The following is a 22,732-nucleotide window of genomic DNA, read 5'->3' as shown; positions in this document are numbered from 1 at the left end:
TGGATGAACATTATGACCAGCTCAAGTTCGGCATGTGAGGATGGCCGCCTTCAGGCGGCTCAAATTCTTGCCCCTTTGAGGGGCTAACAAAATAAAGCCCCCGGCTTTGCCGGGGGATATTTACTTGATGCGCCATTCTTCCGAATGACGGTTTTAATGCTAAGTATTCCGCGCCGTAGCTGGCGCGGCTTGAAAATTCCCTGTGCTAGGTTGGCAAGTAGGAACGAGTCATTACCTATGGGCACTGGCTCTGCTATCGCTCTCCAGGGCACATCGTATCCAAATTCTTGAACAATCCTGGTCAATCGTGAAAACGCTGCTTGTCGTATTATCTCGTCATTATTCAGCAATCTGCCCACCTCGAGCTGAAACAGTACATCAAATCAGTCTAATCAAAAGTGTGGATTTGTACACTCCTCCAATAGCTGCAGCACCGGCGCGAGTTGGCTCTCGTGCAGCAGCAGCACGCTGTCGCCGGTCGCGCCATCGGCGGGGGTGACCACGGCGAACTCGCCTTCCTCGAGGTGGAATTCGTGGATCTCGCGGGGGCCATCGGGCGTCTCGCAGTGGACAGAGCGGTAGGCGTCGTCCTCGCCATAGGTGAGGCGGTGATAGACCTTGAAGAAGGTGTAGAGCGTGAGCCCCCGCGCGAAGGTGGGCCAGCGGGCGGGGCTGGTGCGGGTCTCGCCGTCCAGCGCCTGGCCCCGGGCTTCGGCGGCGGCGATGGCGGCGGCCAGTGGTTCGGCCAGCAGCGAGGCATCGTCACGGGGCAGGGGCTGCTGTGCCTCGAAGGCCCGGTGATAGCGGGTGGCGACATCGCGCAGGTCGTTCAGGGAGCCGACGCGATGGTCGCTGTGCTTGAGATCGGCGGGCTCGAAGTAGCCGTTCTCCCAGCCGTGGATCACGCGCACCGTTAACCGGTTTTCGGCCATCGGCCGGCCGATCAGGGCGTCGACGGCCACGCGCAGGTGCAGATAGCGTTCGGGGACCAGGTTGTCGAAGGCGGAGTAGGGATCGGCGAAGATCGCGTGCAGGCGCCCGGGGGCGTGTTCCTTGGCTTCGGTAAACGGCATGAGCGGTTTCCTGCGAGGGGGACGTTCGAAATCCGGTGGCGTTGTGTCATTCTAGTGGGTCGAGCGTTATGTCGGCCCTTGTGGCCATAACTTGAGGTTCGTTCACGAGTTTACATCCACTGTCGCCAGGGGAGTCCCGCCGCGTTGCTCGGGTCGGGGCTGAGAGGGCGCCACATGGCACCGACCCTGGAACCTGATCCGGTTCACACCGGCGGAGGAAGCGCGACATGCCCTACCTGACGTCTGCCGTGCTCGGCGCGGCGCTGTTCTGTTTTGCCGTTCTCGGCCTGAGGGCCCGCCGGGCCGACGGTCCGCTCGATGACTACGTTACCGCTCGCAACTCCCAGGGTGCGCAGGCCATCGGCTTGTCGTTCCTGGCCTCCAGCATGGGTGCCTGGATCCTCTTCGCCCCGCCGGAGATCGGCGCCTTCGTCGGCCCGGTGGCCCTGGCCGGCTACGCCATCGGCTCGTCGCTGCCGTTTCTGATACTGGGGCTCTATGGCCCGGCCATCCGACGCCACCTGCCGGAAGGGCGCAGCATCGGCGAGTTCGCCGAGGCCTGCTATGGCGCCGGGGTGCGGCGCTGGGTCTCCTTCGTTTCCGTAGCCTACATGGCCATCTTCCTGGCCGCCGAGCTGACCGCCATCGGCGCCATCGCCGCGCTGCTCTCCGACGTGCCGCCTTCGCTGGTGATCCTCGGTGTGGCGGTGGTTACCCTGGTCTACACCACCCTGGGCGGCCTGAGAGCGAGCCTGGCCACCGATCGCTGGCAGGCCTGGCTGCTGCTGGCCCTGCTGGTGCTGGTCGGCGGCGTGGCCTGGTGGTGGCTGCCGCCCATGCCGGCCGGGGCGGTGATGCCGTCCATTCCCACCGGCAGTGCGCTCTCCGTGGCGCTGACCCTGGTGATCGCGGTCACCGCGGCCAACCTCTTCCACCAGGGCTACTGGCAGCGTATCTGGGCGGCCGAGGATGACCGTGCACTGGGACGCGGGGCGCTGCTGGGCGGGGCCAGCAGCCTGCTGGTGGTGATGGCCATCGGCGGGCTGGGCATGCTCGCCGCCATGCACGCCCTGCCGCTGGGCGAGCCGCCGATTCCCTTCTTCGCGCTGCTCTCCGCCGCACCGGCCTGGCTGGGCCTGCCGGCCCTGGTGCTGGCGGTAACGTTGGTGGCCTCCAGCGTGGACACCCTGCAGAACGCCATCGCCTCCATGGCGGTGGCAAGCTCCGGGAGGCGCGGGCTCTCGGTACGCGCGGCGCGGCTCGTCACGGTGGCGCTGATGGCGCCGGTGATCTGGGTGGCCCTTCAGGGCTTCTCGGTGCTGCGGCTGTTCCTGATCGCCGACCTGCTCTGCGCGGCCATTGTGGTGCCGGTGCTGCTGGGGCTGTGGCGGCGCATGAGTCCGCTGGCGGCGGTGGCCGGCGGGGTGGCGGGCCTGCTCGGCGCGGTGGTGCCGGGCTGGATCGCCCAGGGCAGCCTGGCGGCTGGGGTGCTGGCGGCCAGCTTCCCCGACAGCATCCCGACCCTGGCGCCGTTCCTGGGGGCGCTGGTCGCCTCCACCCTGGCCAGCCTGCTGATCGCCTGGCTGCGCCCGGGGGCGAAATTTCACCTGGCAAGCAAGGGAGACGCCTGATGACGACACGCTCTGACTGGAACGCCTGGGCCGCCGGACATGCATCGGCGCGCATCACCGACTGGCTGCGCGAGATCAGCGAGCCAGACTGGTCGGCCACGGTGTACCATCCGCTGTTCGACGCCCTGGCCGAGGGGCGGCTTGCGGGTGACGACTTTGCCGCCTACATGGTGCAGGATTACGGCTTCGTCGACCCCTTCACCGCGCTTATCGGCCACGCTATCGGCCGCGCGCCGAGCATGGCCGACCGCGTGGTGCTGGGCCAGTTCATGGGCATGCTGACGAGCGACGAGAACAGCACCTTCCAGTGCACTTTCGAGGCCTTCGATGTGCCTGCGTCACAGCGCGAGGCGCCGATCTACCTGCCGCAGACCCGGGCGTTCCGTGAGCTGCTGCACGTCACCGGCCAGGGCGGTGACTACGCCGAGATCCTGGCGGTGCTGGTGGTCACCGAGTGGGTCTACCTCGAGTGGGCGCTGCGCGTGACCCGCATAGACGGGCTGCATCCACTGATGGGCGAGTGGATCGATCTGCACGACAACCCCGCCTTTCAGGAGTTCGTGGACTGGCTGCGTCGGCGCCTGGACGAGGAGGCGGAGGCGCTCGATGACGCCGCCTTCGCCCGCATGGCCGAGTGCTTCCGCGACACCGTGGTCCAGGAGCGGGCCTTCCACGACGCCGTCCATTCCCGCTGAGGCCATCGCCGGCGGGGCGGGTTGCCAGGCCGGCCTTCGCCAGCCACCCTCTGAAGGTCAACCCCGATCGACCAGAGGAGTCCGCCCCATGAGCGATACGCCGCAGGATCCCCGTCGCCGCCACTCCGCGCCGGTGGTGGATGGCCCCGGCAAGGCCGCCAGCCGCGCCATGCTGCGCGCGGTGGGCTTCACCGACAGCGACTTCACCAAGCCCCAGGTGGGCATCGCCTCGACCTGGAGCAACCTCACGCCCTGCAACAGCCATATCGACGAACTCGCGCGTCGCGCCAGCGACGGGGCCGACGGGGCCGGGGGCAAGGGGGTGATCTTCAATACCATCACCATCTCCGACGGCATCGCCAACGGCACCGAAGGCATGAAGTACTCGCTGGTGTCGCGCGAGGTAATCGCCGACTCCATCGAGACGGTGGCCGGCTGCGAGGGCTTCGACGGCCTGGTGGCCATCGGCGGTTGCGACAAGAACATGCCGGGCTGCCTCATGGGCCTGGCGCGGCTGAACCGGCCGAGCGTCTTCGTCTACGGCGGCACCATCCTGCCCGGAGAGGGCCACACCGATATCGTCTCGGTGTTCGAGGCCATGGGCGCCTACAGCCGCGGCGATCTCGACCTGATCGAGGTGAAGCAGATCGAGGAGACGGCGATTCCCGGGCCCGGCTCCTGCGGCGGCATGTACACCGCCAATACCATGGCCTCGGCCATCGAGGCGCTGGGCATGAGCCTGCCGGGCAGCTCGGCACAGAACGCGGTGTCGCAGGCGAAACGTGACGACTGTGAAGCCGCGGGCGCGGCGGTGCTCGAACTGCTCGAGCGCGATATCAAGCCCTCGGACATCATGACCCGCGAGGCCTTCGAGAACGCCATCACCGTGGTGATCGCCCTGGGCGGCTCGACCAATGCGGTGCTGCACCTGATCGCCATGGCCAGCACCATCGGGGTCGAGCTCTCCCTCGAGGACTTCACCGCCATCGGCAAGCGGGTGCCGGTGCTCGCCGACCTGCGCCCCAGCGGCCACTACATGATGAGCGAACTGGTCGAGATCGGCGGTATCCAGCCGCTGATGAAGACGCTGCTCGATGCCGGCCTGCTGCACGGCGACTGCCTGACGGTGACGGGGAAGACGCTCGCCGAGAACCTGGCCGGGGTGGCGCCCTATCCCCAGGGACAGGCGATCATCGCCCCGCTCGAGGCACCGCTGAAGGCCGAGAGCCACCTGCGCATCCTCTACGGCAACCTGGCGCCCGAGGGGGCGGTGGCCAAGATCACCGGCAAGGAGGGCACCCGGTTTTCGGGCACGGCACGGGTCTTCGGCTCCGAGGAGGAGGCCCAGGCGCGCATCAACGACGGCAGCGTGGTGGCCGGGGACGTGGTGGTGATCCGCTACGAGGGCCCCCGCGGGGGACCTGGCATGCGCGAGATGCTCACCCCGACCTCGGCGATCATGGGCCGGGGGCTCGGCAGCGAGGTGGCGCTGATCACCGACGGGCGCTTCTCCGGGGGCAGCCACGGTTTCGTGGTCGGCCACGTGACGCCGGAGGCCTTCGACGGGGGGCCGCTGGCGCTGGTGGAGGACGGCGACGTGATCACCATCGACGCCGAGGCCGACACCATCGAGGTGGGGCTTTCCGACGAGGAGCTGATGCGCCGCCGCGCCGCCTGGCGGCAGCCCGCGCCGCGCTACACCCGCGGCGTGCTGGCCAAGTACGCCAGGGCGGTGAGTTCCGCCTCCACCGGCGCGGTGACCGATCAGGCTGAGTGAAAGTCATTCATGCCGGAGATCTTGCAGGCGCTGGTAGGCCGTCTTCCAGGGAAGGCGCCTGCCTGCGTCCTTCATTCTGTCATAGGCCCTGTGGGCCTCATCTTTCGTCAGCAGTGACTGCAATACCAATTCTTCTACGACCCACAGGGTGCCACGGACTTCGGCATGCTCCTGCTGCGCGGCTGCTCTCAGCGCCTGATCGCCGGTCAGGAGGGGACACATTTCCTGGAGCGCGAGTGCCAGGGCCATGCAGTCATAGCGGCTGGGAGCCGCGTAGGTTCCGACCAGGCGCACGACATCGAGCATGCCTTCAGCGGAGAGCTCCATGATGCGCAGTCCCAGGCCAGGCAGCTCCGGATGCTGTTCCGAGAGTTCTTCCTCGAACAGGATATCCGGGGTTCCGATGTCATACGGCAGCCTGAAGAACTGTGCCAGCAGTTGGCCTTCCTCGAGATCGATCAGAATATTGGCATCACTGATTAACAGCTTCATCGAGCGACTCCAGCCGACGAGCCTGATGGAACCGAGCCAGAGGCAGTCCCAGTAGTTCGGCCGCCTTGGACTCGGTGATCAGGCCCTCCGCCAGCGCCCGATAGACCAGTTGCCGGAACAGTAGCGTGGATTCACGGGGGTAGGGAGTACCCGGTTCGTCGCGTTTCCACCCCTTGCGTGAGAAGGAGATGGAGAGCGAGCGGTGGGTTGCTTCGGAAATGATGCCGAGGTCCTTGGCTCGATAGAGACAGGCCTGCATGCTCAACCCGTATTCCTGCTTCAGCAGGTAAAGCTCCTGGGGCTCGAGGTTGTGACGAGAGCTTCCCAACTGGCCGCGCAGGGCACCGGCCGGCAGCAGGAAGGCGCCGGCAAAACGGTTGCAGACCCGCTCTTCATCCATCTCGTCCACCAGGCGTCCATGCAGCAGCAGGTGCCCCAGTTCATGACCGAGCGTGAATCGCTGTCGGTCACCGCTCCATGCCTTGGAGACGACGACGATGGGTTGTCCTGCGACCGTCGCCTGTAGCCCATCGAATGTCCCCTTGGGATCTGCATCGGTCAGGATCACCAGGATGCCGTGGCTCTCCAGCGTATCGATCAAGTCCGGAATCGGGTTAAGGCCCAGGTGCCACTCCCGGCGCAGGGCATCGGCCAGGTTGTCGACCTGCTCAAGACTGCTGATGCTCTCTGGCAGGCAACAGGGTAGGGCAAAGTCCGGTACGGGGAATGTCGGCCAGAGGTTGGCGAGCTCCTGCCAGCGTTCTGCCTGGTCCAGTACATCGGCTTCGATGCGCTTCAGGATGGACTTGGGAGTACTGGCACGCTTGCGATACTCGACTTCCGTGAGTTCGACGACGGTAGGTCGGAAGAAATATTCACTGCGTACACCCAGCGCCTTGGCGATGGCGAGCAGCTTGCCCGAGGACGGCATGCTTCGGTCGTCCTCGTACTTCTTGATCATCGGGGCAGACACCCCCACCCGCTCGGCCAGGGCCTGCATCGAGAGGCCGGCGGCGGCGCGGGCTCGTTTCAGCCGTTCTCCGATCATGGCATGCTACCTGTGGTTAATATTTCTTGAGTTTCAGGTTAAAATATAAACCAGAATGGTCTCCGAAGACAGCGCTACTCAAGCGCCCTCGCTGGTCTCCCGGCAGGGGCGTTTCTCTGTCTGCCGGATTACGGCTCGCTCTGGGCGGTGTGGCTCAGGCGCAGGTTGGCGCGCAGCCGTCGGGCGAGGATGTCCACGCCGATGTTGAGCAGGGCGGTGATCACGATGAGCACCATGGCGCGGTCGAAGCGCAGCTCCTGGATGGCACTGTCGACGTGGAAGCCCAGGGTGGCGATGCCGAGGATGCCGAGGATGGCGGTCTCGCGCATGATGATCTCCCAGCGGTAGAAGAGCAGCGCCAGGAAGGGGCCGTAGACCCGCGGCGCCACCTCGTAGGCGTAACGGTTCATGCCCCCGGGAGCGTCCTGGCGCAGGTGGAGCTCGTTGCTGCGGCGCCCGACCAGGTGGCCGATGATGCCGCCGTTGTGCAGCGCCAGGGCGACGACCGCCGGCAGCATCGAGGGGCCCCACAGCTGCAGCAGGATGAAGGCCAGCAGGTACTCGGGGGTGGAGCGCATCACCACCAGTACGCCATGCCCCATGGCGCCGCGCACCCGGCCGGTGACGTGGCGCCCCGTGAAATGGTGAGAGACGAGCGGGAAGAGCGTCATCGCCAGCACGCCGGTGAGCACCAGGGCGATCTGGGTCAGCAGCAGGGTATTCCAGATGCCGGGCAGGGCCTGGTGGGCGAGGAGATCCCCCAGCCAGGGCAGCAGGCCGTCGAGCCCCTCGCCCTGGCGCAGCGGGGCGGGCACGATGTCCTCGGTGAAGAAGCGCGCGATGTTGCTCCACATGACCGGCAGCCCGGTGCCCAGCAGGAAGGGGGAGGCCAGCAGGTAGAGGGGCAGCAGCCGCGGCCGCACCCACAGCCGCAGGGAGGCGATGAGGGCGTAGAACAGCAGCAGCAGCGCACCGACGGTACCGTAGTGGCCCTGGGCGAAGGCGGCGGCGAGGTGGAAGCCCAGGGTCGGCATGCCGACGAAGCCGAGCACCGCGCTGGAGCGCAGGCCGCACTCGAGGCGGTAGGCCGTATAGCTGACCAGGTGCGGCCAGGCCTGACTGATGCGGGTGTAGACCAGCGCCGAGAGCCGCCCGGCGCGCCGCGGCAGGGTGCGTTCCGGCTGCGGGTCGCCCTCGTCGAGGATCTCGGCATAGACCTTGGCGAAGGTGCCGGCGTAGGGGATGGCGATGGCCAGTACCCCGGTGATCGGGTGCAGGCCGAAGCTCTGCAGGAAGATCAGCGCCCAGAACAGCTCATGAATGGCGCGGACGAAGGCGCAGAAGGTGCGCACCCAGAGATGACGAAAGAGCAGGGCCAGCAGCATGCCCGCCGCCGCACCGAGCCCCACGCCGACGAAGGCGAAGGCCACTGTCCGCAGCAGGGCCTCGCCGAGGAAGTCGACGCGGGAGAAGTCGGGCTGGACCAGCCCCAGGAACAGGCGGCCCAGTGCCTGCCAGGGGTCGTGGGTACTGATCTCGAAGTCGCCGAACAGCAGGCACACCGCGGCCAGCAGGATCAGCCCCAGGGTGACGCGACGGGTGGCGGTCAAAGGCATGATCAGTAGAGCGGCAGCAGGTCGGTGGCGGCCAGGCGCTGGCTGGGCTGGTCGATGGCGATGGCGCCATCCTGGATGCCGATCACCCGGGTGCAGTAGCGCAGCGCCAATTCCACGTCGTGCATGGCCAGTACCGCGGTCGGATAGGCGTCGGTCAGGGCGGTCAGGACCACCTCGGAGAGGGGACCATCGAGTGCCGAGACCGGCTCGTCGGCGAGCAGCATCCCGCCGCCCTGGTGGATGACCCGCGCCACGGCGACACGCTGGCGCTGCCCGCCGGAGAGTTCGCCGCAGGGAGTCCAGAGCTTGTCGTCGAGGCCGAGTCGGGTGAGCAGGGCGTCGATCTCCGCCACGTCACGTCGCCGCGGGCGCACCAGGGTCAGCAGGTTGCGCCACCAGGGATGGCGGTCGAGCCGGCCCATGTAGACGTTGTGGAACACCGAGAGGGTGGCCACCAGGCCGAGGTCCTGGGGCATCAGGGCGGCCCCCTGTTCGCGCCAGCGGGCATACATCACCGACAGCAGCGTCGACTTGCCGGCACCGCTGCGGCCGACCAGCGCCACGCACTCGCCACGCGCCAGCGTCAGGCTCAACGGGCCGAGCACGCGGGTCTCGCCATAGGCGGCGACGGCATCATGCAGCGCCAGCATGGTCATCAGTCGAGCAGCCCCAGGGACTGCGCGACCTCGAGGATTTCCCGGTAGGCGTCGTTGTCGGCCGGGATGAAGCCCGAGCGCGGGAAGCGGGTCAGCAGGTCGGGGTCATCCATGTCGAGCAGCGCCTGCTGCAGGCGGTCGGTGAAGCCCTCGCCGAAGCGCTCGTCGACATCGCCGCGCACCGTCCACTGGTAGTCGGGATAGGGCGGCGACTCCCAGATCACCTGGACCCGCTCGGGATCGACGCTGCCGCTGGCCACCTCGTTCTCCCAGGCCTTGTAGCTGACCACCCCGGCCTGGTAGGCACCGGACTGCACCACCGCGATGGTGCGGCTGTGGTTGCCGCTGAAGCCGACCCGCTCGAACAGTTCGTCGGGCGAGGCCTCGAGGTCCCGGCGCAGGAAGTATTCCGGCATCAGGCGCCCGGAGGTCGAGCTTTGCGAGCCGAAGCTGAAGGTCAGGCCGCGCAGCGCCTCGGGGGCGCTGTCGCCGTCATGGGGCGCGAGGCCGGTGGCCTGGTTGGCGATGAAGTAGCTCTTGTACTCGGGGTCTTCCACGCCCTGGGCGATGGCCCGGGAACCCGGCACCAACTGGCGTGCCTGCACGCCGGTGAAGCCGCCGAACCAGGCCAGTTGCACCTGGTTGTTGCGAAAGGCGGTGACCGAGGCGGCGTAGGAGGTGACCGGAATGAAGCGCACCTCGACGTCGAGCGCCTCGGCGAGGTAGTCGGCCACGGCCTGGAAGCGCTCCTGCAGGCGGGTCTCGTCCTCGTCGGGAATGGCGGTGAAGACCAGCGTCTGGGCGGCGGCCAGGGCAGGGGTGATGAGAGTGACGAGGAGCAAGGCCAGGGCAAGGGACAGGTATCGAAACATGGTCAGGAACCCTTATGGGACGTTGAAAGTGGAAAGTGGGCAGTGGAAGCCGGGTCAGCGGGAACGGGCATGATACCGGATAATGCCGAGACGTCCCGTGTCAGCCTCTCAGGCGGCGCAGGTGCGAAAGCCCGCCAGGATATCCTGGCGCTCCGGGGTGAAGAAGTTGCGGTAGCCGGTGTGGATCAGCCGTGACCGCGTGGCCCAGGCCCCGCCGCGCAGCACGTAGCGGCCCTCCTTGAACCAGGGCGCCGAGTAGTCACGGTAGAGCTCTGGCTCGAATCCGGGGAAGGGGCCAAAGGGTGTGGCCGTCCATTCCCAGACGTTGCCCAGCATCTGGCGGCAGCCGAAGGCGCTGTCGCCCGCGGCCAGGGCGGCCACATCGAGGCGTCCCAGGCGCCAGCCATCCAGATTGGCCAGGCTGGCGTCCGGTGGTGTGTCGCCCCAGGGGTAGCGGCGCTTGCCCGCCGCCAGGGCGGGGCCGTTGGAACTCGGCTCCCGGCTGGCGGCGACCTCCCATTCGACCTCGCTGGGCAGGCGGCGGCCGGCCCAGCGGCACCAGGCCTCGGCCTCGTACCAGCTGACATGTGCCACCGGCTGGTGGGGGGGCAGCGGCAGCCAACGGTCGAAGACGCGCTCTTCCCAACGGCCGGCGTCGGCCTGGCGCCAGTAGACCGGGGCCCTGAGCCCCTGAGGTTGCTCCTGACGTTCCCGCCACCGCCAGCCGGCCTCGCTCCACAGCTCGCGCCGCCGATAGCCCCCGTCGTCGACGAAGGCGGCGAAGTCGGCGTTGGTGACCGGCGCCCGGGCGATCGAGAAGGGCGCCACCTCGACCTCCAGGGGGGGCTTCTCGTTGTCGAAGCGGAAGGGAACGGTCTCGTCGGACCCCAGTTGATGGCACCCGCCGGGGATGTCGACATCCCCGGGCAGGGCCCCGGCAAGGAGCTCGGTGGCGGACTCTGTCAGGAAGAACCCCCGCGGTGGCGTGCCCAACGCGGGCGGCGGGTCGCCCAGGGTCTGGCGGGTATAGAGGAAGGCCTCGCCGTGCATGTCCTCGTGCAGCGTGGTGAGCTGATAGACATAGCTCTGGGGGCCACTGGCGTCGCCGTCGGGCAGGCGCTCGAGCATGGCCTCTTGCACTCGTGCCAGGTAGTCCAGGGTGGCCTCGCGTGACGGTAGCGGTAGCGACCAACGGTCGTCATGGGCGATGCTGCTGGAATCGTACAGCCGCTCGGCGCCGGCGAGCCGGTAGTCGGGCAGGCCATAGAGGCCGCGCAGGGCGAAATGGTCGTGGAAGTAGCCCAGGTGGCCGAGTTCCCACAGCGGTGGATTGACGATCGCCAGCCGCGGGCCGAGTTCGCGGGCCTCGAGGATGTCCTGCATCAGCGCCAGGCTGCGCTCGCGGGCATCGGTGAGCATCGCCGCCAGCTCGTCGGCGGCCCTGGGGGGCGTAGGCGGTGTGCCGAGTGGTGTGGAGAGCATGCCGACCTCGTCGAGGAGTGGGACGGTGAGGAAGTGAGGATAGTGTTGAAGGTAGCCCTGATCACACCGGCGGGTCGAGGGTCTCACGCCGGCAATCGGACCACGGCGACTCGCTGGGCGGGGCTGCTGCGGGAGCTGGGTTGCCGTGTCCAACTGGTGGGATCCGAGGACGGCCCCGATGAGTGCCGTCTGGCCGGCCAGCCACCGGACCTGGTGCTGGCGCTGCATGCCGTGCGCAGCCATGCCGCCATCCGTGCCTGTCGCACCGCCTTTCCGGGCCGCACACTGGTGGTGGTGCTGACGGGGACCGACGTCTACCGCTTCCAGCACAGCCATCCCGAGCTGTTTCTCGACAGCCTCGAAGCGAGCGATACCCTGATCGGCCTGCATGACTGCCTGGCCGAGGACCTCCCGCCGCGCTTCCTGTCGCGCCTGCATGTCGTCCACCAGTCGGCGCGGCCGCTGCCGCCCCGGGCCCCGCGACCCAGCCGGCGCTGGTTCGAGGTGCTGGTCGCCGGTCACCTGCGCGAGGAGAAGGATTCGCTGCGCGCGGCCCTGGCGATGCACGAGCTGCCTGCATCCTCGCGGTTGCGCGTGGTGCAGCTCGGCGGCGCCCATAGCTCGGAGTGGGCCGACGCCGCCCGCGACGAGATGGCGGGCAATCCGCGCTACCGCTGGCTCGGCGATCTACCGCGCTGGCGGGTGCGCCGGTGGATGGCTCGGGCGCGGCTGATGGTGATCAGCTCGCGCATGGAAGGGGGCGCCAATGTGGTCAGCGAGGCCTGCGTGGCCGGCCTGCCGGTGCTGGCCTCGGCGATCCCTGGCAATCGCGGCCTGCTGGGCGAGGACTACGCCGGCTACTTCCCGGTGGCCGACACCGCGGCCCTGCGGGCCCTGCTGCGCCGCGCCGAGGCCGAGCCGGCGTTCGTCGATCGTCTCCGCCGGCAGGTGCTGGCGCGCGCGCCGCTGTTTCGCCCCGAGGCCGAACGCGAGGGGCTGGCGCGGGTCATCGCTGCCTGTGGGTTGACTCCCTGACACCGCCCCCGGGACAGCCCCTGTCCACTAACGTGGTTGTGAAATCAGCCCTTTAGATGGATGGGCTCCAGCGCCTCGCCGGGCTCGAGGACACGGCCGATGACGGCGGCCCAGGCGTAGCCCAGCGTATGCAGGGCGTCCAGGCACGCCACGGCGCGCTCGGCGGGCACGCTGGCCAGCAGGCCGCCGGCGGTCTGGGGGTCGAACAGCAGCGGGTAGCGGGGGTGCGCGACCCAGGACGCCTGGTCGCGGATGGCCCGACGCAGGCGCACGTTGGCGGGCTGCAGGGAGCTCAGGATGCCGGCGGCGACGGTCTCCTCGGCGCCCTCGAGCAACGGCAGCGCCGCCAGGTCGAGCTCGGCATCCACCCCCGAGGGGCGCGTCATCTCGACCAGGTGCCCCAGCAGGCCGAAGCCGGTGAGATCGGTGCAGGCGGTGGCGCCGTGCTCGCGCAGGCAGGCCGCGGCCTCGCGGCTGGACTGGCACATGCTCGCCAGCGCCGCGTCGATCCAGCGCCCCCGGGCGCCCAGCCGAGCGTGGGCGGCGAAGAGGGTGCCGGTGCCGATGGGCTTGGTCAGGATCAGCACCTGGCCCTGGCGCAGGCCGCCCTTGGTCAGGATGCCGTCGTTCAGGAGACCGTCGCCCTCGGCATCGATCAGGCCGTTGACGGCGAAGCCCAGGGCCAGCTCGGCGCCCTCGCCGGTGTGTCCGCCGACCAGGGCGCAGTCGGCGGCGTTGAGCACCTCGAGGGCACCGCTCATCATCTGGAAGACGGTGTCCTCGACCTTGGCTTCGAGCCCCTGGGGCACCGTGGCCACGGCGGTGGCGGTCTGTGCCTCGGCGCCCATGGCGAAGATGTCGCCCAGGGCGTGGTTGGCGGCGACCTTGCCGAACACATAGGGGTCGTCGATGAAGGCGCGGAAGAAGTCCACGGTATGCACCATGGCCTTGCCTGGCGGCACCCGCACCACGGCGGCGTCGTCCGGGGCGTGCAGGCCCACCAGCACCTCGCCCCGGTCCACCGGCTGGAGAGTCGCGAGGGCCCGGGACAGCACCGAGGCGCCGACCTTGGCCCCGCAGCCGCCGCAGCGCATGGCGATGGCCGAGATCGCTTGGGCGTGCTCCTCGTCGTCGAGGGCCACCCTGCTGGGCCGGGGGCCGGGCATGGCACCGTCCTCCATGGGCGGCAGATCGTTGAATTTAGTCATGAAGCGCCGGTCGATGGCGTCCTTCCAGCGCCATACCCAGTCGCCGGCCAGGTAGAGCCCACCGCGTGAGGCCACGGCGTGGCGGTCGCCGGTGCTGATCAGGGCCAGCCACTGCGCCTGGGGGCGGTAGGGCTTGAGGGGCTTGCCGGTCACGGCGGCGCGCAGGTTGTCGGCCAGCGGGCGACCCTGGCGCACGGCGAAGACCCCGGCCTTCTCGCGGGGGTGAGCGACCTGGTTGGCGATATCGCCGGCGGCGAAGACCCGCGGATCCGACAGCGAGCGCAGGGTGTCGTCGACCCTGATGAAGCCGTCGTCGTCGAGGTCCAGGCGGGTATCACGCAGCCAGGCGGCGCCGCCGGCATCGGTGACCCAGACGATCTCGTCGGCGGCGTGCCAACTGCCGTCGGCGCCCTGCAGCCGACCCGCCTCGACGCCGACGACGTCGGTGGCGGTATGGACCTCGACACCGCGCCTGGCCAGGGTAGCGAGGAAATGGGCGCGCACGCGGGCATTGTGGGTGGGCAGGATCCGCTCGCTGCGGGTGAACAGGGCAAAGGTCAGCTCGCCGGGGTCGCGCCCCAGGGCCTTGAGCTCCCTGCTCAGCCGGTACTGCATGGCCAGCAGCAGTTCGACCCCGCCGGCACCGCCGCCGACCACCGCGACACGGGGCTGGCCGGGGTGGTGCCCGGTGTGTGGGTGCGTGAGACGCTCGAGCAGCGTCTGCCAGCGGTCGTTGAAGCGATGGATGGGCTTGACCGGCACGGCGTGATCGCCGGCCCCGGTGATCGAGTCCACGTGGGGCGTCGAGCCGATGTTGATCGACAGCTGGTCGTAGGGCACCGGGGGCCGCGTGCGGCAGAGCACCTGGCGGAGATCATGGTCGAGGCCGACGACCTCGTCGCCGAAGAAGCGCGCCCCGGCGTACTCCGCCAGCCGGCGCAGGTCGATATGTACCTCGTCGTAGCGGTAGTGCCCGGCGACATACCCCGGCAGCATGCCCGAATAGGGGGTGTGCGTATCGCGGCAGATCAAGGTGAGCCTGACGCCGGGTTCCGGGCGCATGGCGAAACGCCTCAGGACGCCGACGTGGGAGTGGCCGCCGCCGACCAGTACGATATCCCGCAAGACCGGCTGCTGCGGTTGTTGCATCGAGAGGCTCGCTCTAGATTGGTGAGACATTGGCGTTGCCGCCACAGTCTAACGGTAAATCGATAACACGATGCCATCCCGGCCTCGGCGTGCTGTCGAATCCTGCCGCCAGAACCTTTCGTCAGCGAGGGTCCTCGATGTCCACTGCCGTGCATTTCCATGACCAGCATGTCGCCGAGGCGGGGCCGTCGTTTCGCGATGAGGTGATCGCCGGACTGAGCCTCGCGCGCAAGCGTCTCTCGCCCAAGTACTTCTATGATCGCCGCGGCTCCCGGCTCTTCGAGGCCATCTGCCGCCAGCCCGAGTACTACCTGACCCGAACCGAGGAGGGCATCCTGGCCGAGGCCGCCGAGGAGATCGCGGCGCTCGTCGGGCCGGAGTCGCTGCTGGTCGAGCTGGGCAGCGGGGCCAGTCGCAAGGTGCGACTGCTGCTGGAGGCGATGCGCCCGAGTCGTTACCTGGGGGTGGATATCTCCCGCGACTTCCTGCTGCAGAGCACCCGCCGCCTGGCGGCTGACTACCCCTGGCTCGAGGTGCATGCGGCCTGGGCGGACTTCTCGGCGCGGTTGCACTTGCCGGCGGGGGTCGAGGGTCGGCGGGTGGTGGCCTTCTTTCCCGGCTCGAGTATCGGCAACTTCACGCCGGCCGAGGCCGAGGCCTTTCTCGCCCGGCTACGCCAGGCCCTCCCCCCGGGAAGCGGTGTGCTGATCGGTGTCGATCTGGTCAAGGAGCGGCGCCTTCTCGAGGCGGCCTACAACGATGCCGCCGGGGTCACGGCGGCGTTCAATCTCAACCTGCTGGAGCGCATGCGCCGGGAACTGGGCGTCGCGGTAGCGCCCGACCACTTCCGGCATCTCGCCTTCTTCGATGCGGCGGCCTCCCGCATCGAGATGCACCTGGTCAGCGAGTGCCGACAGACTCTCGTCCTCGATGAACACCGTTTCGACTTCGCCCGGGGCGAGACGCTGCATACCGAGAATTCCTGCAAGTACAGTCGCGAGGGGTTCCAGGCGCTGGCCAGGCGAGCCGGTTATCGGTCGAGCGCGGTCTGGAGTGACGCCGAGGGGCTGTTCAGCGTGCACTATCTCTCGAGTGACTGACTCTCGAGTGACTGACTCTCGAGTGGCTGATGCGGCGCCGTCGTGCTCTTGCCCGCCAGGAAGGACGGGGGACGTCAGGACAGCGACGGCTTTCCACGACAACGCCCCTGCAGTGAGACCGGCAGGGGCGTCGGGTATGGGGCGTTCGCGGAGGGACGCTAGTGCGTGGTGGACTGTGGATCGATGGAGCGATACAGCAGCCGTAGCTCGTCGATCGAGAGATGCTCGAGGCGACCGGCCAGGAGGTCGCTGATCTTCTGCATCGGAAGCCCGGCGCGGCGCGCGATCTCACGGTTGCCGAGATCGGACACGGCGATCAGCCGGGTGACGATGCGCATGAGGCGTGTACGTTGTTCGAGGTCCCTGACATCGAGGTCAGGGCTGCTTCGCGGAGGGTCTAGCAGTTCCGCATGGGCGGTATGACGTGCCGTGCTCATGATGCTCCAGTAAACGATGGCGACGACTACATCATGGGGGCTGAAAGCGATTTTTACCAGTGTGGATTTGTTGATGCTCCGGAGGCCATGTTCGGCCTCAGCGGGGCGATCGACAAGCCGGTCGACCAATGGAGGATTGCCGAAAATCCCTGAAAACGTAGAAATAATGCCGTTGGCCTCTCACGCTGAGGGCGTGCTAGCTTTTCGATAGGTGCCTTGCCCTCCCGGGTGCCGTCGACAATCACACAACAACCTGGTTCCAGGACCGGAGGAGTTCCATGCAAATCTTCAAGTACGCCGTCGCTGCTTCGTTGATCGCCACGGCCCCGCTGGCTGCGGCCCAGCAGCTCTCCATCGCCACCGGCGGTACCGGTGGTGTCTACTATCCCTACGGCGGGGGCCTGGCGGAACTGATCAACAACCATATCGAGGGTGCCAGCGCGGTGGCCGAAGTGACCGGTGCCTCCGTCGAGAATATGGGCCTGGTGTGGCGCGGCGACTCCGACCTCGCCCTGGCCCTGGCCGACACCGTCCATCAGGCCTACAGCGGGACCGGCGACTTCGAGGGCCGCCAGCTCGACAACATTCGCGCGCTGGCTTCCATCTATCCGAATGCGGTGCAACTGGTCACCCTGGCCGACTCCGACGTGCACACCCTGGAAGACCTCAAGGGCAAGCGTGTTTCCGTCGGCGCGCCGGGCAGCGGTACCGAGCTCAACGCCCGCGCCCTGCTGGAGTCCAATGGCATCAGCTACGAAGATTTCACGCCCCAGCGCCTCAACTTCAACGAGACCGCCGATGCCATCCGCGACGGCGACATCGATGCCGGCTTCTGGAGCGTGGGGCCGCCCACCAGCTCGATCCTCAACCTGGCCGCGACTCGCGAGATTCGCCTGATCGGCTTCTCCGACGAGGAGATCGCCAATGCCCGGGAAGGCGAGCCGGTCTTCGCGCCCTATACCCTGCGTGCCGGCCTCTACGATGGCGTGGACGAAGAGGTTCAGACCATCAGCATCCCCAACGTGCTGGCGGTGAGCAGCGAAATGGACGAGGAGCTGGCCTACGAGATCACCCGCATCCTCTTCGAACATACCGACGAGCTGATCGCCATCCACCCGGCGGCCAACGACACCACCGTAGCGTTCAGCATCGACTCCACCCCGATCGCCTTCCATCCGGGAGCGCTGCGCTATTACGAGGAGGTGGGCGCCGAGGTCCAGGACCACCAGCGTCCGGAATGATCCCTCCCGTCGGGCACTGAAGATGGGTGCCGCGATGCCCCGAGAAAGTCGCCGTGCCCTCGGGCCGGCGACTTTGCGTGCGTTGGCCCTTGGCCTGCTGCTGACCGCCCTCCCACTCGCGGCCGACGAGTCGAGGCGGCTGGAGGTGCGGGGGGACGACGGTCGCCTGATCCTCGCCCTGCCCATGCCGGAAGGCGAGGCCTGGTGCCTGGAGTGGAACCACTCCGTGACCGGTATCCGGGTCCAGGACTGTTACCGCCACCGCGCGGGGCGTATGGTGCTCGAACGCAGCCACCAGCCCGATTTCGCCGCGGGGCTGGGGCACGTGCCGGGACGCGGCCGCCAGGTCTCCGATGGCCGGGGCGGCTACTGGATCGAGGAGATCGACGAGCCAGTCCCCGGCAACCGCTACCGCCTCCGGGTCGGCTCCCCGGAGGTCGATCACCGACTGCTGCATGAGGGGCGCCGGCTGAGCATCAGCGAGCGGGCCGCCGGCGAACGGGTGACGATTCACCTGCAATCCCCATCCACCACTCCCGATTGAGGCGTGCATGAGCGACTCCGCCAACCCTCCCGTCACCGTACCCGGTGGCAAGGCCATCCAGCCACGGCCGATCCTGTGGCTCATCACTCTGATCGCCGTGGGGCTGTCCCTGTTCCAGCTCTATTCCGCCGGCATCCAGCCGATGGGACTCTTCTACCAGCGCAGCATCCACCTGATGCTGATCATGATGCTGGCCTTCCTGATCTTCCCGGTGTTCGGGCCGAACCGTAGCCGCGGCGTGCTGGGCTGGGCCCTCGACGCGGCCTTCTTCGCCGGGGCGCTAATCACCGGCGGCTACCTGGCGTTCTATCTCGACGAGATCATCCGTCGGGCCGGCTTCTGGAGCCAGACCGACATCATCGTCGGCTGCATCGCGACCGTGACGGTGCTGGAGGCCAGCCGCCGGGCGGTGGGCCTGGGCATGACCATCATCGGGGCGCTGGCGATTCTCTATGCCTTCGCCGGCCCGCGCGGCGAACTGCCCTGGCTGGGACAGTTCCTGCCCGGCATCCTCGAGCATCGCGGCTACAATATCGACCGGGTGGTGGGCCAGCTCTACCTGGGCCAGGAGGGCATCTTCGGCCTGCCGCTGGGCGTGGCGGCCACTTTCATCTTCGTCTTCGTGCTGTTCGGCGCCTTCCTCGAGAGCACCGGCGCCGGCAAGTTCTTCATCGATCTGGCCTACGCGGCCACCGGCCGCCAGCGCGGCGGCCCGGCCAAGGCCGCGGTACTCGCCTCCGCCGGCATGGGCTCGATTTCCGGCAGCGCCATTGCCAACGTGGTGACCACCGGTGCCTTCACCATTCCGTTGATGAAACGCCTGGGCTACAAGCCCCACCAGGCCGGCGGCATCGAGGCGGCGGCGTCCACCGGCGGGCAGATCATGCCGCCACTGATGGGCGCCGGGGCCTTCCTGATCGCCGAGTACACCGGGATTCCCTACCTGGAGGTGGTCAAGGTCAGCATCCTGCCGGCGATCATGTACTTCGCCACCGTCTATCTCTTCGTGCATATCATCGCGCTGAAGCAGGGCATGCAGGGGATGGCCCGCAGCGAGCTGCCGCAGATGCGTCAGGTGATGCGCGACGGCTGGCACTTCCTGCTGCCGCTGGGGGTGCTGGTGTGGCTGCTGGCGATGCACATGTCGCCGATGCGGGTGGGCTTCTATGCCGTGATCACCATGGTCGCCGTGGCGGTGCTGCGCTATGCGGTGTGGTTCCTGTTCATCGCTCCGCGACAGGGGCAGCCGGTGACCCTGGCGGCCATCGTAGGGGTGGCCGGAGCGGGTGTCGTCAAGCTGGTCGAGGGGCTCGAGCTCGGCGCCCGCAACGCCGTGGCGGTCTCCATGGCCTGTGCCGTGGCGGGGATCATCGTCGGCATCGTGGGCCTCACCGGCCTGGGCCTGAAATTCTCGGCCATGATGATGGCGTTCTCCGGCGGCAATATCGTGCTGGCGCTGGTCATGGTGCTGCTGGCCAGCCTGGTGCTGGGCATGGGCCTGCCAGTCACCGCCAGCTACATCGTGCTGATCGTGCTGGTCGGCCCGGCGCTGACCGCCGAGTTCGGTATCCCGCTGCTGATCGCCCACCTGGTGGTGTTCTGGTACTCCCAGGATTCCAACGTCACGCCGCCGATCGCCCTGGCGGGCTTCGCCGGGGCGGCCATCGCCGGCAGCAAGCCCATGGAGACCGGCTTCCAGGCGTGGAAATTCGCCAAGGGGCTCTACCTGATCCCGCTGTTCATGGTCTTCAACCCGGAGATCATCATGGGCGGCCCCTGGCCGGTACTGATCTGGAACGGGGTGATCGCGATACTCGCCCTGGGGGCCTTCGCCGCGGCCCTGGAAGGATATCTCTTCACACGGATGTCGCTGTTGCCGCGGCTGGTCATCGTCCCGGCGATCATCGCGGTCTTCTACCCCGACCTGATGGTCGAGATGGCGGGGGTCGGGGTGATGGCGCTGACCATGGGCGGCAACTGGCTGGCCAGTCGGCGGGAAGCAAGTCCGGCGGGTGGCTGAGCCACCGAACGAGCCCGCCATCCGGCCAGCGGGTGGCGGGCTCGGCATGAGGCACGCGATCAGGCGTCTTCGTCGACCGCCTCGTTCTCGTTGCTGTCGGCGTCTTCGTCGGCGTCTTCGTCGGCGGCTTCGTCTGTCATTTCGCTCATGGGATCGGCCTCCCCGGCGACGCGTTGCAGCACGATCTCCAGCGGCCCATGTGCCGCTTCGTCGCCCAGTTCGACACCATAGTGGTCGACGGTGGTCCAGAGCCGTTCACCGTCGGTATCATGGATCTCGGCATGCACCGCGTAGCGACCGTCGGTCGCCACGAGGTTGGCGTCATACTCGATGGCGAAGTCGATAGGCACCTGCTGCTCGGGCTCGAACGCGATTTCGGCAAGGGTTTCCGCCGCGGCATCGGCCAGGGAGAGATCCCGCAGTTGTACGGTGAGCAGGGCGTCGTCCGGCAGGGCGATGCGCTCGCGATAGGTGACGCTGCCCTCGAGGGTCTGGAGTTCGGCCTCTTCGGTGCCCTCGTCCTCCACGGCGTCCTCGTCCTGCTCGCTCGTCTCGACGGCGGTGGTGTCCTCCGGCTGGGGCGTCTCGTCGGTGGCGGTCTGGTCGCCGCCGTTGGCGGCCTGGGTGTCGTCGTCGGACGTGTCGCAGCCGGCCAGGGCCAGGGCGGTGGTCAGGGAGGCGATCAGGATCAGTGAGCGTTTCATGGCCATTCTCCTTCTGTGTAGAGTGCCGGCACTCCTGCCGGCCCTGTCGAGGAGCAGTGTGGCAAGGAAGTGCGCACGAAGGGTGAAAGCAATTGTCGCGTCCCGGCGACGGGTGGGGGAGATTGCCCGATTGGTCAAGATGACGGCGCCTGCGAGCGCCGTTAGAATACCTGCCCTTCATTTTCCACCGCCCGAGTGTCGAGGAGCAGACCATGCCGCCGTCGAACGAGCCGTCGTCTCAATCAGCACCACGCGTAGGCGTGATCATGGGATCGAAATCCGACTGGCCGGTCATGGAGCATGCCGTGGCGATGCTCGAACGTCTCGGGGTCTCCTGCGAGACCCGGGTGGTCTCGGCTCACCGCACCCCGGATCTGCTGTTCGACTACGCCAAGTCCGCCGCCGAGCGCGGTCTCCAGGTGATCATCGCCGGGGCCGGCGGGGCAGCCCATCTGCCTGGCATGGTGGCCTCCCAGACACCGCTGCCCGTGCTCGGCGTGCCGGTGGAGTCCAAGGCGTTGAAGGGCCTCGATTCGCTGCTCTCGATCGCGCAGATGCCTGGCGGCATCGCCGTCGGCACCCTGGCCATCGGCAAGGCCGGGGCGACCAATGCCGGCCTGCTGGCGGCGCAGATCGTCGGCCTGCAGGATACGAAGATCCGCGCCGCCGTCGAGGCCTTCCGTGCCGAGCAGACCCAGGCGGTGCTCGACAACCCCGACCCGCGCCCCGCGGCCGAGTGAGCCAGCGAGAGGAGAAAGTCACATGAACATCGGCGTACTGGGAGCCGGCCAGCTCGGCCGCATGCTGGCCCTGGCGGGCTACCCGCTGGCCAACCGCTTCACTTTCCTCGACACCACCGGTCACCCCAGCGCCGGCATCGGCGATGTCATGGTGTATACGGATCAGCACCATCTCGACGACTTCCTGGCCAAGGTCGACCTGGTCACCTATGAGTTCGAGCACCTGCCGGTGGCGCTGGTCCAGGCCATCGAGGAGGTCAAGCCCGTCTACCCCTCCAGCGAGGCGATCCGCGTGTGCCAGAACCGTGCCGAGGAGAAGGCGCTGTTCGACCGCCTGGGCATTCCCACCCCGGCCTACCGGCTGGTGGAGCATGCCGACGAGCTCGAGGCCGCGGCCCGGGAGCTGGGCTGCCCGGTGGTGGCCAAGTCGGTCACCGAGGGCTACGACGGCAAGGGCCAGGCGGTGATCCGTGACCCGGCCGAGGCCGCCGGCGCCTGGCGCCACATCGGTCACCCGCGGCTGATCGTCGAGTCCTTCGTCGACTTCGTGCGCGAGGTGTCGATCATCGCGGTGCGCGGCCGCGACGGCGAGGTGGTCTTCTATCCCATGGCCGAGAACGTCCACGTTGATGGCATCCTGCGCTATTCCCTGGCGCCGATGCCGGATCTCGACGAGGCCGTGCAGCTCACCGCCGATGGCTACATCCGCGCGCTGCTCGACGAGCTCGACTATGTCGGCGTGCTGACCCTCGAACTGTTCCAGACCCGCGACGGCGGGTTGCTCGCCAACGAGATGGCGCCCCGGGTGCACAATTCCGGTCACTGGACCATGGAGGGCGCGGTGACCAGCCAGTTCGAGAACCACCTGCGTGCCATCCAGGGCCTGCCGCTGGGCGACACCTCGGCGCGGGCGCCCACCGGCATGATCAATGTGATCGGCCGTGAGGGCGATCACGCCGCGATCCTGGCCATCGAGGATGCGCACCTGCATCGCTACGACAAGGCCGAGCGCCCCGGCCGCAAGCTGGCCCATGTCAACCTGCTGGCGCCCACCCATGACGCACTGCTGGAGCGAGTGCGGGCCTGTGCGGCCCTGCTGCCCGAGGCGCCCGAGCCGCGGTTCAGTTTCGAATAACGCTGCCCGGTACGGCACGCGATACGAAGGCCCCGCGATCGCGGGGCCTTCGGTTATCCACGGGGGATCGCCGGATG

The 22,732-nt window shown here is 68.0% G+C and carries 21 protein-coding genes and 1 riboswitch; of the genes, 11 read left to right on the top strand and 10 right to left on the bottom strand.

Annotated features, from left to right (window positions below; translation table 11 throughout):
* Positions 1–392: 392 nt before the first annotated feature.
* On the bottom strand, positions 393–1,073 hold the full coding sequence (locus tag AC5W54_RS15095) for a hypothetical protein (protein ID WP_495962911.1): 681 nt from the start codon (positions 1,071–1,073) through the stop codon (positions 393–395).
* 117 nt (positions 1,074–1,190) lie between these two features.
* Positions 1,191–1,311, top strand: a riboswitch (TPP riboswitch).
* On the opposite strand from AC5W54_RS15095, the gene AC5W54_RS15090 reads away from it, so the two are divergent.
* The 3 genes from AC5W54_RS15090 to ilvD all read left to right on the top strand — a co-directional run bounded on the left by AC5W54_RS15090 (position 1,301) and on the right by ilvD (position 5,176).
* Entirely contained in the window at positions 1,301–2,704 is a 1,404-nt protein-coding gene (locus tag AC5W54_RS15090) for a sodium:solute symporter family transporter (protein WP_495962910.1), read from the top strand. (Overlaps the previous riboswitch by 11 nt.)
* Positions 2,704–3,399 carry a TenA family protein gene (locus AC5W54_RS15085; protein WP_495962909.1) on the top strand — a complete coding sequence of 232 codons (696 nt, stop codon included), beginning with the start codon at positions 2,704–2,706 and terminating at the stop codon, positions 3,397–3,399. Before AC5W54_RS15090 ends, AC5W54_RS15085 begins: the two co-directional genes overlap by 1 nt.
* Positions 3,400–3,487: 88 nt before the next feature.
* Positions 3,488–5,176, top strand: a complete 1,689-nt coding sequence (gene ilvD, locus AC5W54_RS15080; protein WP_495962908.1) for a dihydroxy-acid dehydratase — start codon at positions 3,488–3,490, stop codon at positions 5,174–5,176.
* 3 nt (positions 5,177–5,179) lie between these two features.
* Here ilvD and AC5W54_RS15075 read toward each other — a convergent pair whose 3' ends face one another.
* The 6 genes from AC5W54_RS15075 to senA form a co-directional block, all read right to left on the bottom strand.
* Positions 5,180–5,668 carry a PIN domain-containing protein gene (locus tag AC5W54_RS15075; RefSeq protein WP_495962907.1) on the bottom strand — a complete coding sequence of 163 codons (489 nt, stop codon included), beginning with the start codon at positions 5,666–5,668 and terminating at the stop codon, positions 5,180–5,182.
* Entirely contained in the window at positions 5,649–6,716 is a 1,068-nt protein-coding gene (locus tag AC5W54_RS15070; protein ID WP_495962906.1) for an ImmA/IrrE family metallo-endopeptidase, read from the bottom strand. The genes AC5W54_RS15075 and AC5W54_RS15070 overlap by 20 nt, the downstream gene beginning before the upstream one ends.
* A 128-nt stretch (positions 6,717–6,844) precedes the next feature.
* Positions 6,845–8,332, bottom strand: a complete 1,488-nt coding sequence (locus AC5W54_RS15065; protein ID WP_495962905.1) for a PhnE/PtxC family ABC transporter permease — start codon at positions 8,330–8,332, stop codon at positions 6,845–6,847.
* Positions 8,333–8,334: 2 nt separating this feature from the next.
* Entirely contained in the window at positions 8,335–8,982 is a 648-nt protein-coding gene (locus tag AC5W54_RS15060) for an ATP-binding cassette domain-containing protein (RefSeq protein ID WP_495962904.1), read from the bottom strand.
* A gap of 5 nt (positions 8,983–8,987) precedes the next feature.
* Positions 8,988–9,860: a putative selenate ABC transporter substrate-binding protein gene (locus tag AC5W54_RS15055; protein ID WP_495962903.1), complete on the bottom strand. Its 873-nt coding sequence runs from the start codon at positions 9,858–9,860 to the stop codon at positions 8,988–8,990.
* 108 nt (positions 9,861–9,968) lie between these two features.
* Positions 9,969–11,342, bottom strand: a complete 1,374-nt coding sequence (gene senA, locus AC5W54_RS15050) for a selenoneine synthase SenA (protein ID WP_495962902.1) — start codon at positions 11,340–11,342, stop codon at positions 9,969–9,971.
* A 42-nt stretch (positions 11,343–11,384) separates the two neighbouring features.
* Here senA and senB point away from each other — a divergent pair, with 42 nt between their 5' ends.
* Positions 11,385–12,377, top strand: a complete 993-nt coding sequence (gene senB / locus AC5W54_RS15045; RefSeq protein ID WP_495962901.1) for a selenoneine biosynthesis selenosugar synthase SenB — start codon at positions 11,385–11,387, stop codon at positions 12,375–12,377.
* A 44-nt stretch (positions 12,378–12,421) separates the two neighbouring features.
* Here the strand turns inward: senB and selD are convergent, their stop codons facing one another.
* Positions 12,422–14,734 (bottom strand): selenide, water dikinase SelD, encoded by a 2,313-nt coding sequence (gene selD / locus AC5W54_RS15040; RefSeq protein WP_495962900.1) that lies wholly within the window; start codon positions 14,732–14,734, stop codon positions 12,422–12,424.
* A gap of 137 nt (positions 14,735–14,871) precedes the next feature.
* Between selD and egtD the strand changes: the two genes are divergently transcribed.
* Positions 14,872–15,834, top strand: coding sequence for an L-histidine N(alpha)-methyltransferase (gene egtD, locus AC5W54_RS15035; protein WP_495962899.1), 963 nt, complete (start codon positions 14,872–14,874; stop codon positions 15,832–15,834).
* Between the two features lie 158 nt (positions 15,835–15,992).
* On the opposite strand, the gene AC5W54_RS15030 is transcribed toward egtD, so the two are convergent.
* A complete protein-coding gene (locus tag AC5W54_RS15030) occupies positions 15,993–16,271 on the bottom strand; it encodes an XRE family transcriptional regulator (protein WP_495962898.1) in 279 nt (92 codons plus the stop codon).
* On the opposite strand from AC5W54_RS15030, the gene AC5W54_RS15025 reads away from it, so the two are divergent.
* The 4 genes from AC5W54_RS15025 to AC5W54_RS15010 all read left to right on the top strand — a co-directional run bounded on the left by AC5W54_RS15025 (position 16,245) and on the right by AC5W54_RS15010 (position 20,076).
* Complete coding sequence (locus AC5W54_RS15025) at positions 16,245–16,424, top strand: hypothetical protein (protein WP_495962913.1); 180 nt, start codon at positions 16,245–16,247, stop codon at positions 16,422–16,424. The two genes, AC5W54_RS15030 and AC5W54_RS15025, sit on opposite strands and share 27 nt — an antisense overlap.
* A 125-nt stretch (positions 16,425–16,549) precedes the next feature.
* Positions 16,550–17,512, top strand: a complete 963-nt coding sequence (locus AC5W54_RS15020) for a TAXI family TRAP transporter solute-binding subunit (protein WP_495962897.1) — start codon at positions 16,550–16,552, stop codon at positions 17,510–17,512.
* A gap of 34 nt (positions 17,513–17,546) precedes the next feature.
* On the top strand, positions 17,547–18,056 hold the full coding sequence (locus tag AC5W54_RS15015; protein WP_495962896.1) for a DUF1850 domain-containing protein: 510 nt from the start codon (positions 17,547–17,549) through the stop codon (positions 18,054–18,056).
* A 7-nt stretch (positions 18,057–18,063) separates the two neighbouring features.
* Positions 18,064–20,076 carry a TRAP transporter permease gene (locus AC5W54_RS15010; RefSeq protein ID WP_495962895.1) on the top strand — a complete coding sequence of 671 codons (2,013 nt, stop codon included), beginning with the start codon at positions 18,064–18,066 and terminating at the stop codon, positions 20,074–20,076.
* 59 nt (positions 20,077–20,135) lie between these two features.
* Here AC5W54_RS15010 and AC5W54_RS15005 read toward each other — a convergent pair whose 3' ends face one another.
* The gene (locus tag AC5W54_RS15005; protein ID WP_495962894.1) at positions 20,136–20,780 is read right to left on the bottom strand and encodes a YbaY family lipoprotein; all 645 of its coding nucleotides are present in this window, start codon (positions 20,778–20,780) and stop codon (positions 20,136–20,138) included.
* A 212-nt stretch (positions 20,781–20,992) separates the two neighbouring features.
* On the opposite strand from AC5W54_RS15005, the gene purE reads away from it, so the two are divergent.
* Positions 20,993–21,520 carry a 5-(carboxyamino)imidazole ribonucleotide mutase gene (purE, locus tag AC5W54_RS15000; protein WP_495962893.1) on the top strand — a complete coding sequence of 176 codons (528 nt, stop codon included), beginning with the start codon at positions 20,993–20,995 and terminating at the stop codon, positions 21,518–21,520.
* Positions 21,521–21,542: 22 nt separating this feature from the next.
* Positions 21,543–22,655, top strand: a complete 1,113-nt coding sequence (locus AC5W54_RS14995) for a 5-(carboxyamino)imidazole ribonucleotide synthase (protein WP_495962892.1) — start codon at positions 21,543–21,545, stop codon at positions 22,653–22,655.
* Positions 22,656–22,732: the final 77 nt, after the last annotated feature.

This window comes from Halomonas sp. LMYGS-3 (genome assembly GCF_059509875.1).
Note: the sequence above shows the minus strand (reverse complement) of the source record. Positions and strands in the feature narration are given on the sequence as shown.

Excerpts from the sequence above, each read along its gene's own strand:
- ilvD (WP_495962908.1), top strand. The coding sequence starts at position 3,488 with ATGAGCGATACGCCGCAGGATCCCCGTCGCCGCCACTCCGCGCCGGTG.
- AC5W54_RS15065 (WP_495962905.1), bottom strand. The coding sequence starts at position 8,332 with ATGCCTTTGACCGCCACCCGTCGCGTCACCCTGGGGCTGATCCTGCTG.
- AC5W54_RS15030 (WP_495962898.1), bottom strand. The coding sequence starts at position 16,271 with ATGAGCACGGCACGTCATACCGCCCATGCGGAACTGCTAGACCCTCCG.
- AC5W54_RS15005 (WP_495962894.1), bottom strand. The coding sequence starts at position 20,780 with ATGAAACGCTCACTGATCCTGATCGCCTCCCTGACCACCGCCCTGGCC.
- AC5W54_RS15025 (WP_495962913.1), top strand. The coding sequence starts at position 16,245 with ATGGGCGGTATGACGTGCCGTGCTCATGATGCTCCAGTAAACGATGGC.
- AC5W54_RS15090 (WP_495962910.1), top strand. The coding sequence starts at position 1,301 with ATGCCCTACCTGACGTCTGCCGTGCTCGGCGCGGCGCTGTTCTGTTTT.
- purE (WP_495962893.1), top strand. The coding sequence starts at position 20,993 with ATGCCGCCGTCGAACGAGCCGTCGTCTCAATCAGCACCACGCGTAGGC.
- senA (WP_495962902.1), bottom strand. The coding sequence starts at position 11,342 with ATGCTCTCCACACCACTCGGCACACCGCCTACGCCCCCCAGGGCCGCC.
- AC5W54_RS15060 (WP_495962904.1), bottom strand. The coding sequence starts at position 8,982 with ATGCTGGCGCTGCATGATGCCGTCGCCGCCTATGGCGAGACCCGCGTG.
- AC5W54_RS15085 (WP_495962909.1), top strand. The coding sequence starts at position 2,704 with ATGACGACACGCTCTGACTGGAACGCCTGGGCCGCCGGACATGCATCG.
- AC5W54_RS15075 (WP_495962907.1), bottom strand. The coding sequence starts at position 5,668 with ATGAAGCTGTTAATCAGTGATGCCAATATTCTGATCGATCTCGAGGAA.
- AC5W54_RS14995 (WP_495962892.1), top strand. The coding sequence starts at position 21,543 with ATGAACATCGGCGTACTGGGAGCCGGCCAGCTCGGCCGCATGCTGGCC.
- AC5W54_RS15020 (WP_495962897.1), top strand. The coding sequence starts at position 16,550 with ATGCAAATCTTCAAGTACGCCGTCGCTGCTTCGTTGATCGCCACGGCC.
- AC5W54_RS15055 (WP_495962903.1), bottom strand. The coding sequence starts at position 9,860 with ATGTTTCGATACCTGTCCCTTGCCCTGGCCTTGCTCCTCGTCACTCTC.
- egtD (WP_495962899.1), top strand. The coding sequence starts at position 14,872 with ATGTCCACTGCCGTGCATTTCCATGACCAGCATGTCGCCGAGGCGGGG.
- AC5W54_RS15015 (WP_495962896.1), top strand. The coding sequence starts at position 17,547 with ATGCCCCGAGAAAGTCGCCGTGCCCTCGGGCCGGCGACTTTGCGTGCG.
- AC5W54_RS15095 (WP_495962911.1), bottom strand. The coding sequence starts at position 1,073 with ATGCCGTTTACCGAAGCCAAGGAACACGCCCCCGGGCGCCTGCACGCG.
- AC5W54_RS15010 (WP_495962895.1), top strand. The coding sequence starts at position 18,064 with ATGAGCGACTCCGCCAACCCTCCCGTCACCGTACCCGGTGGCAAGGCC.
- selD (WP_495962900.1), bottom strand. The coding sequence starts at position 14,734 with ATGCAACAACCGCAGCAGCCGGTCTTGCGGGATATCGTACTGGTCGGC.
- AC5W54_RS15070 (WP_495962906.1), bottom strand. The coding sequence starts at position 6,716 with ATGATCGGAGAACGGCTGAAACGAGCCCGCGCCGCCGCCGGCCTCTCG.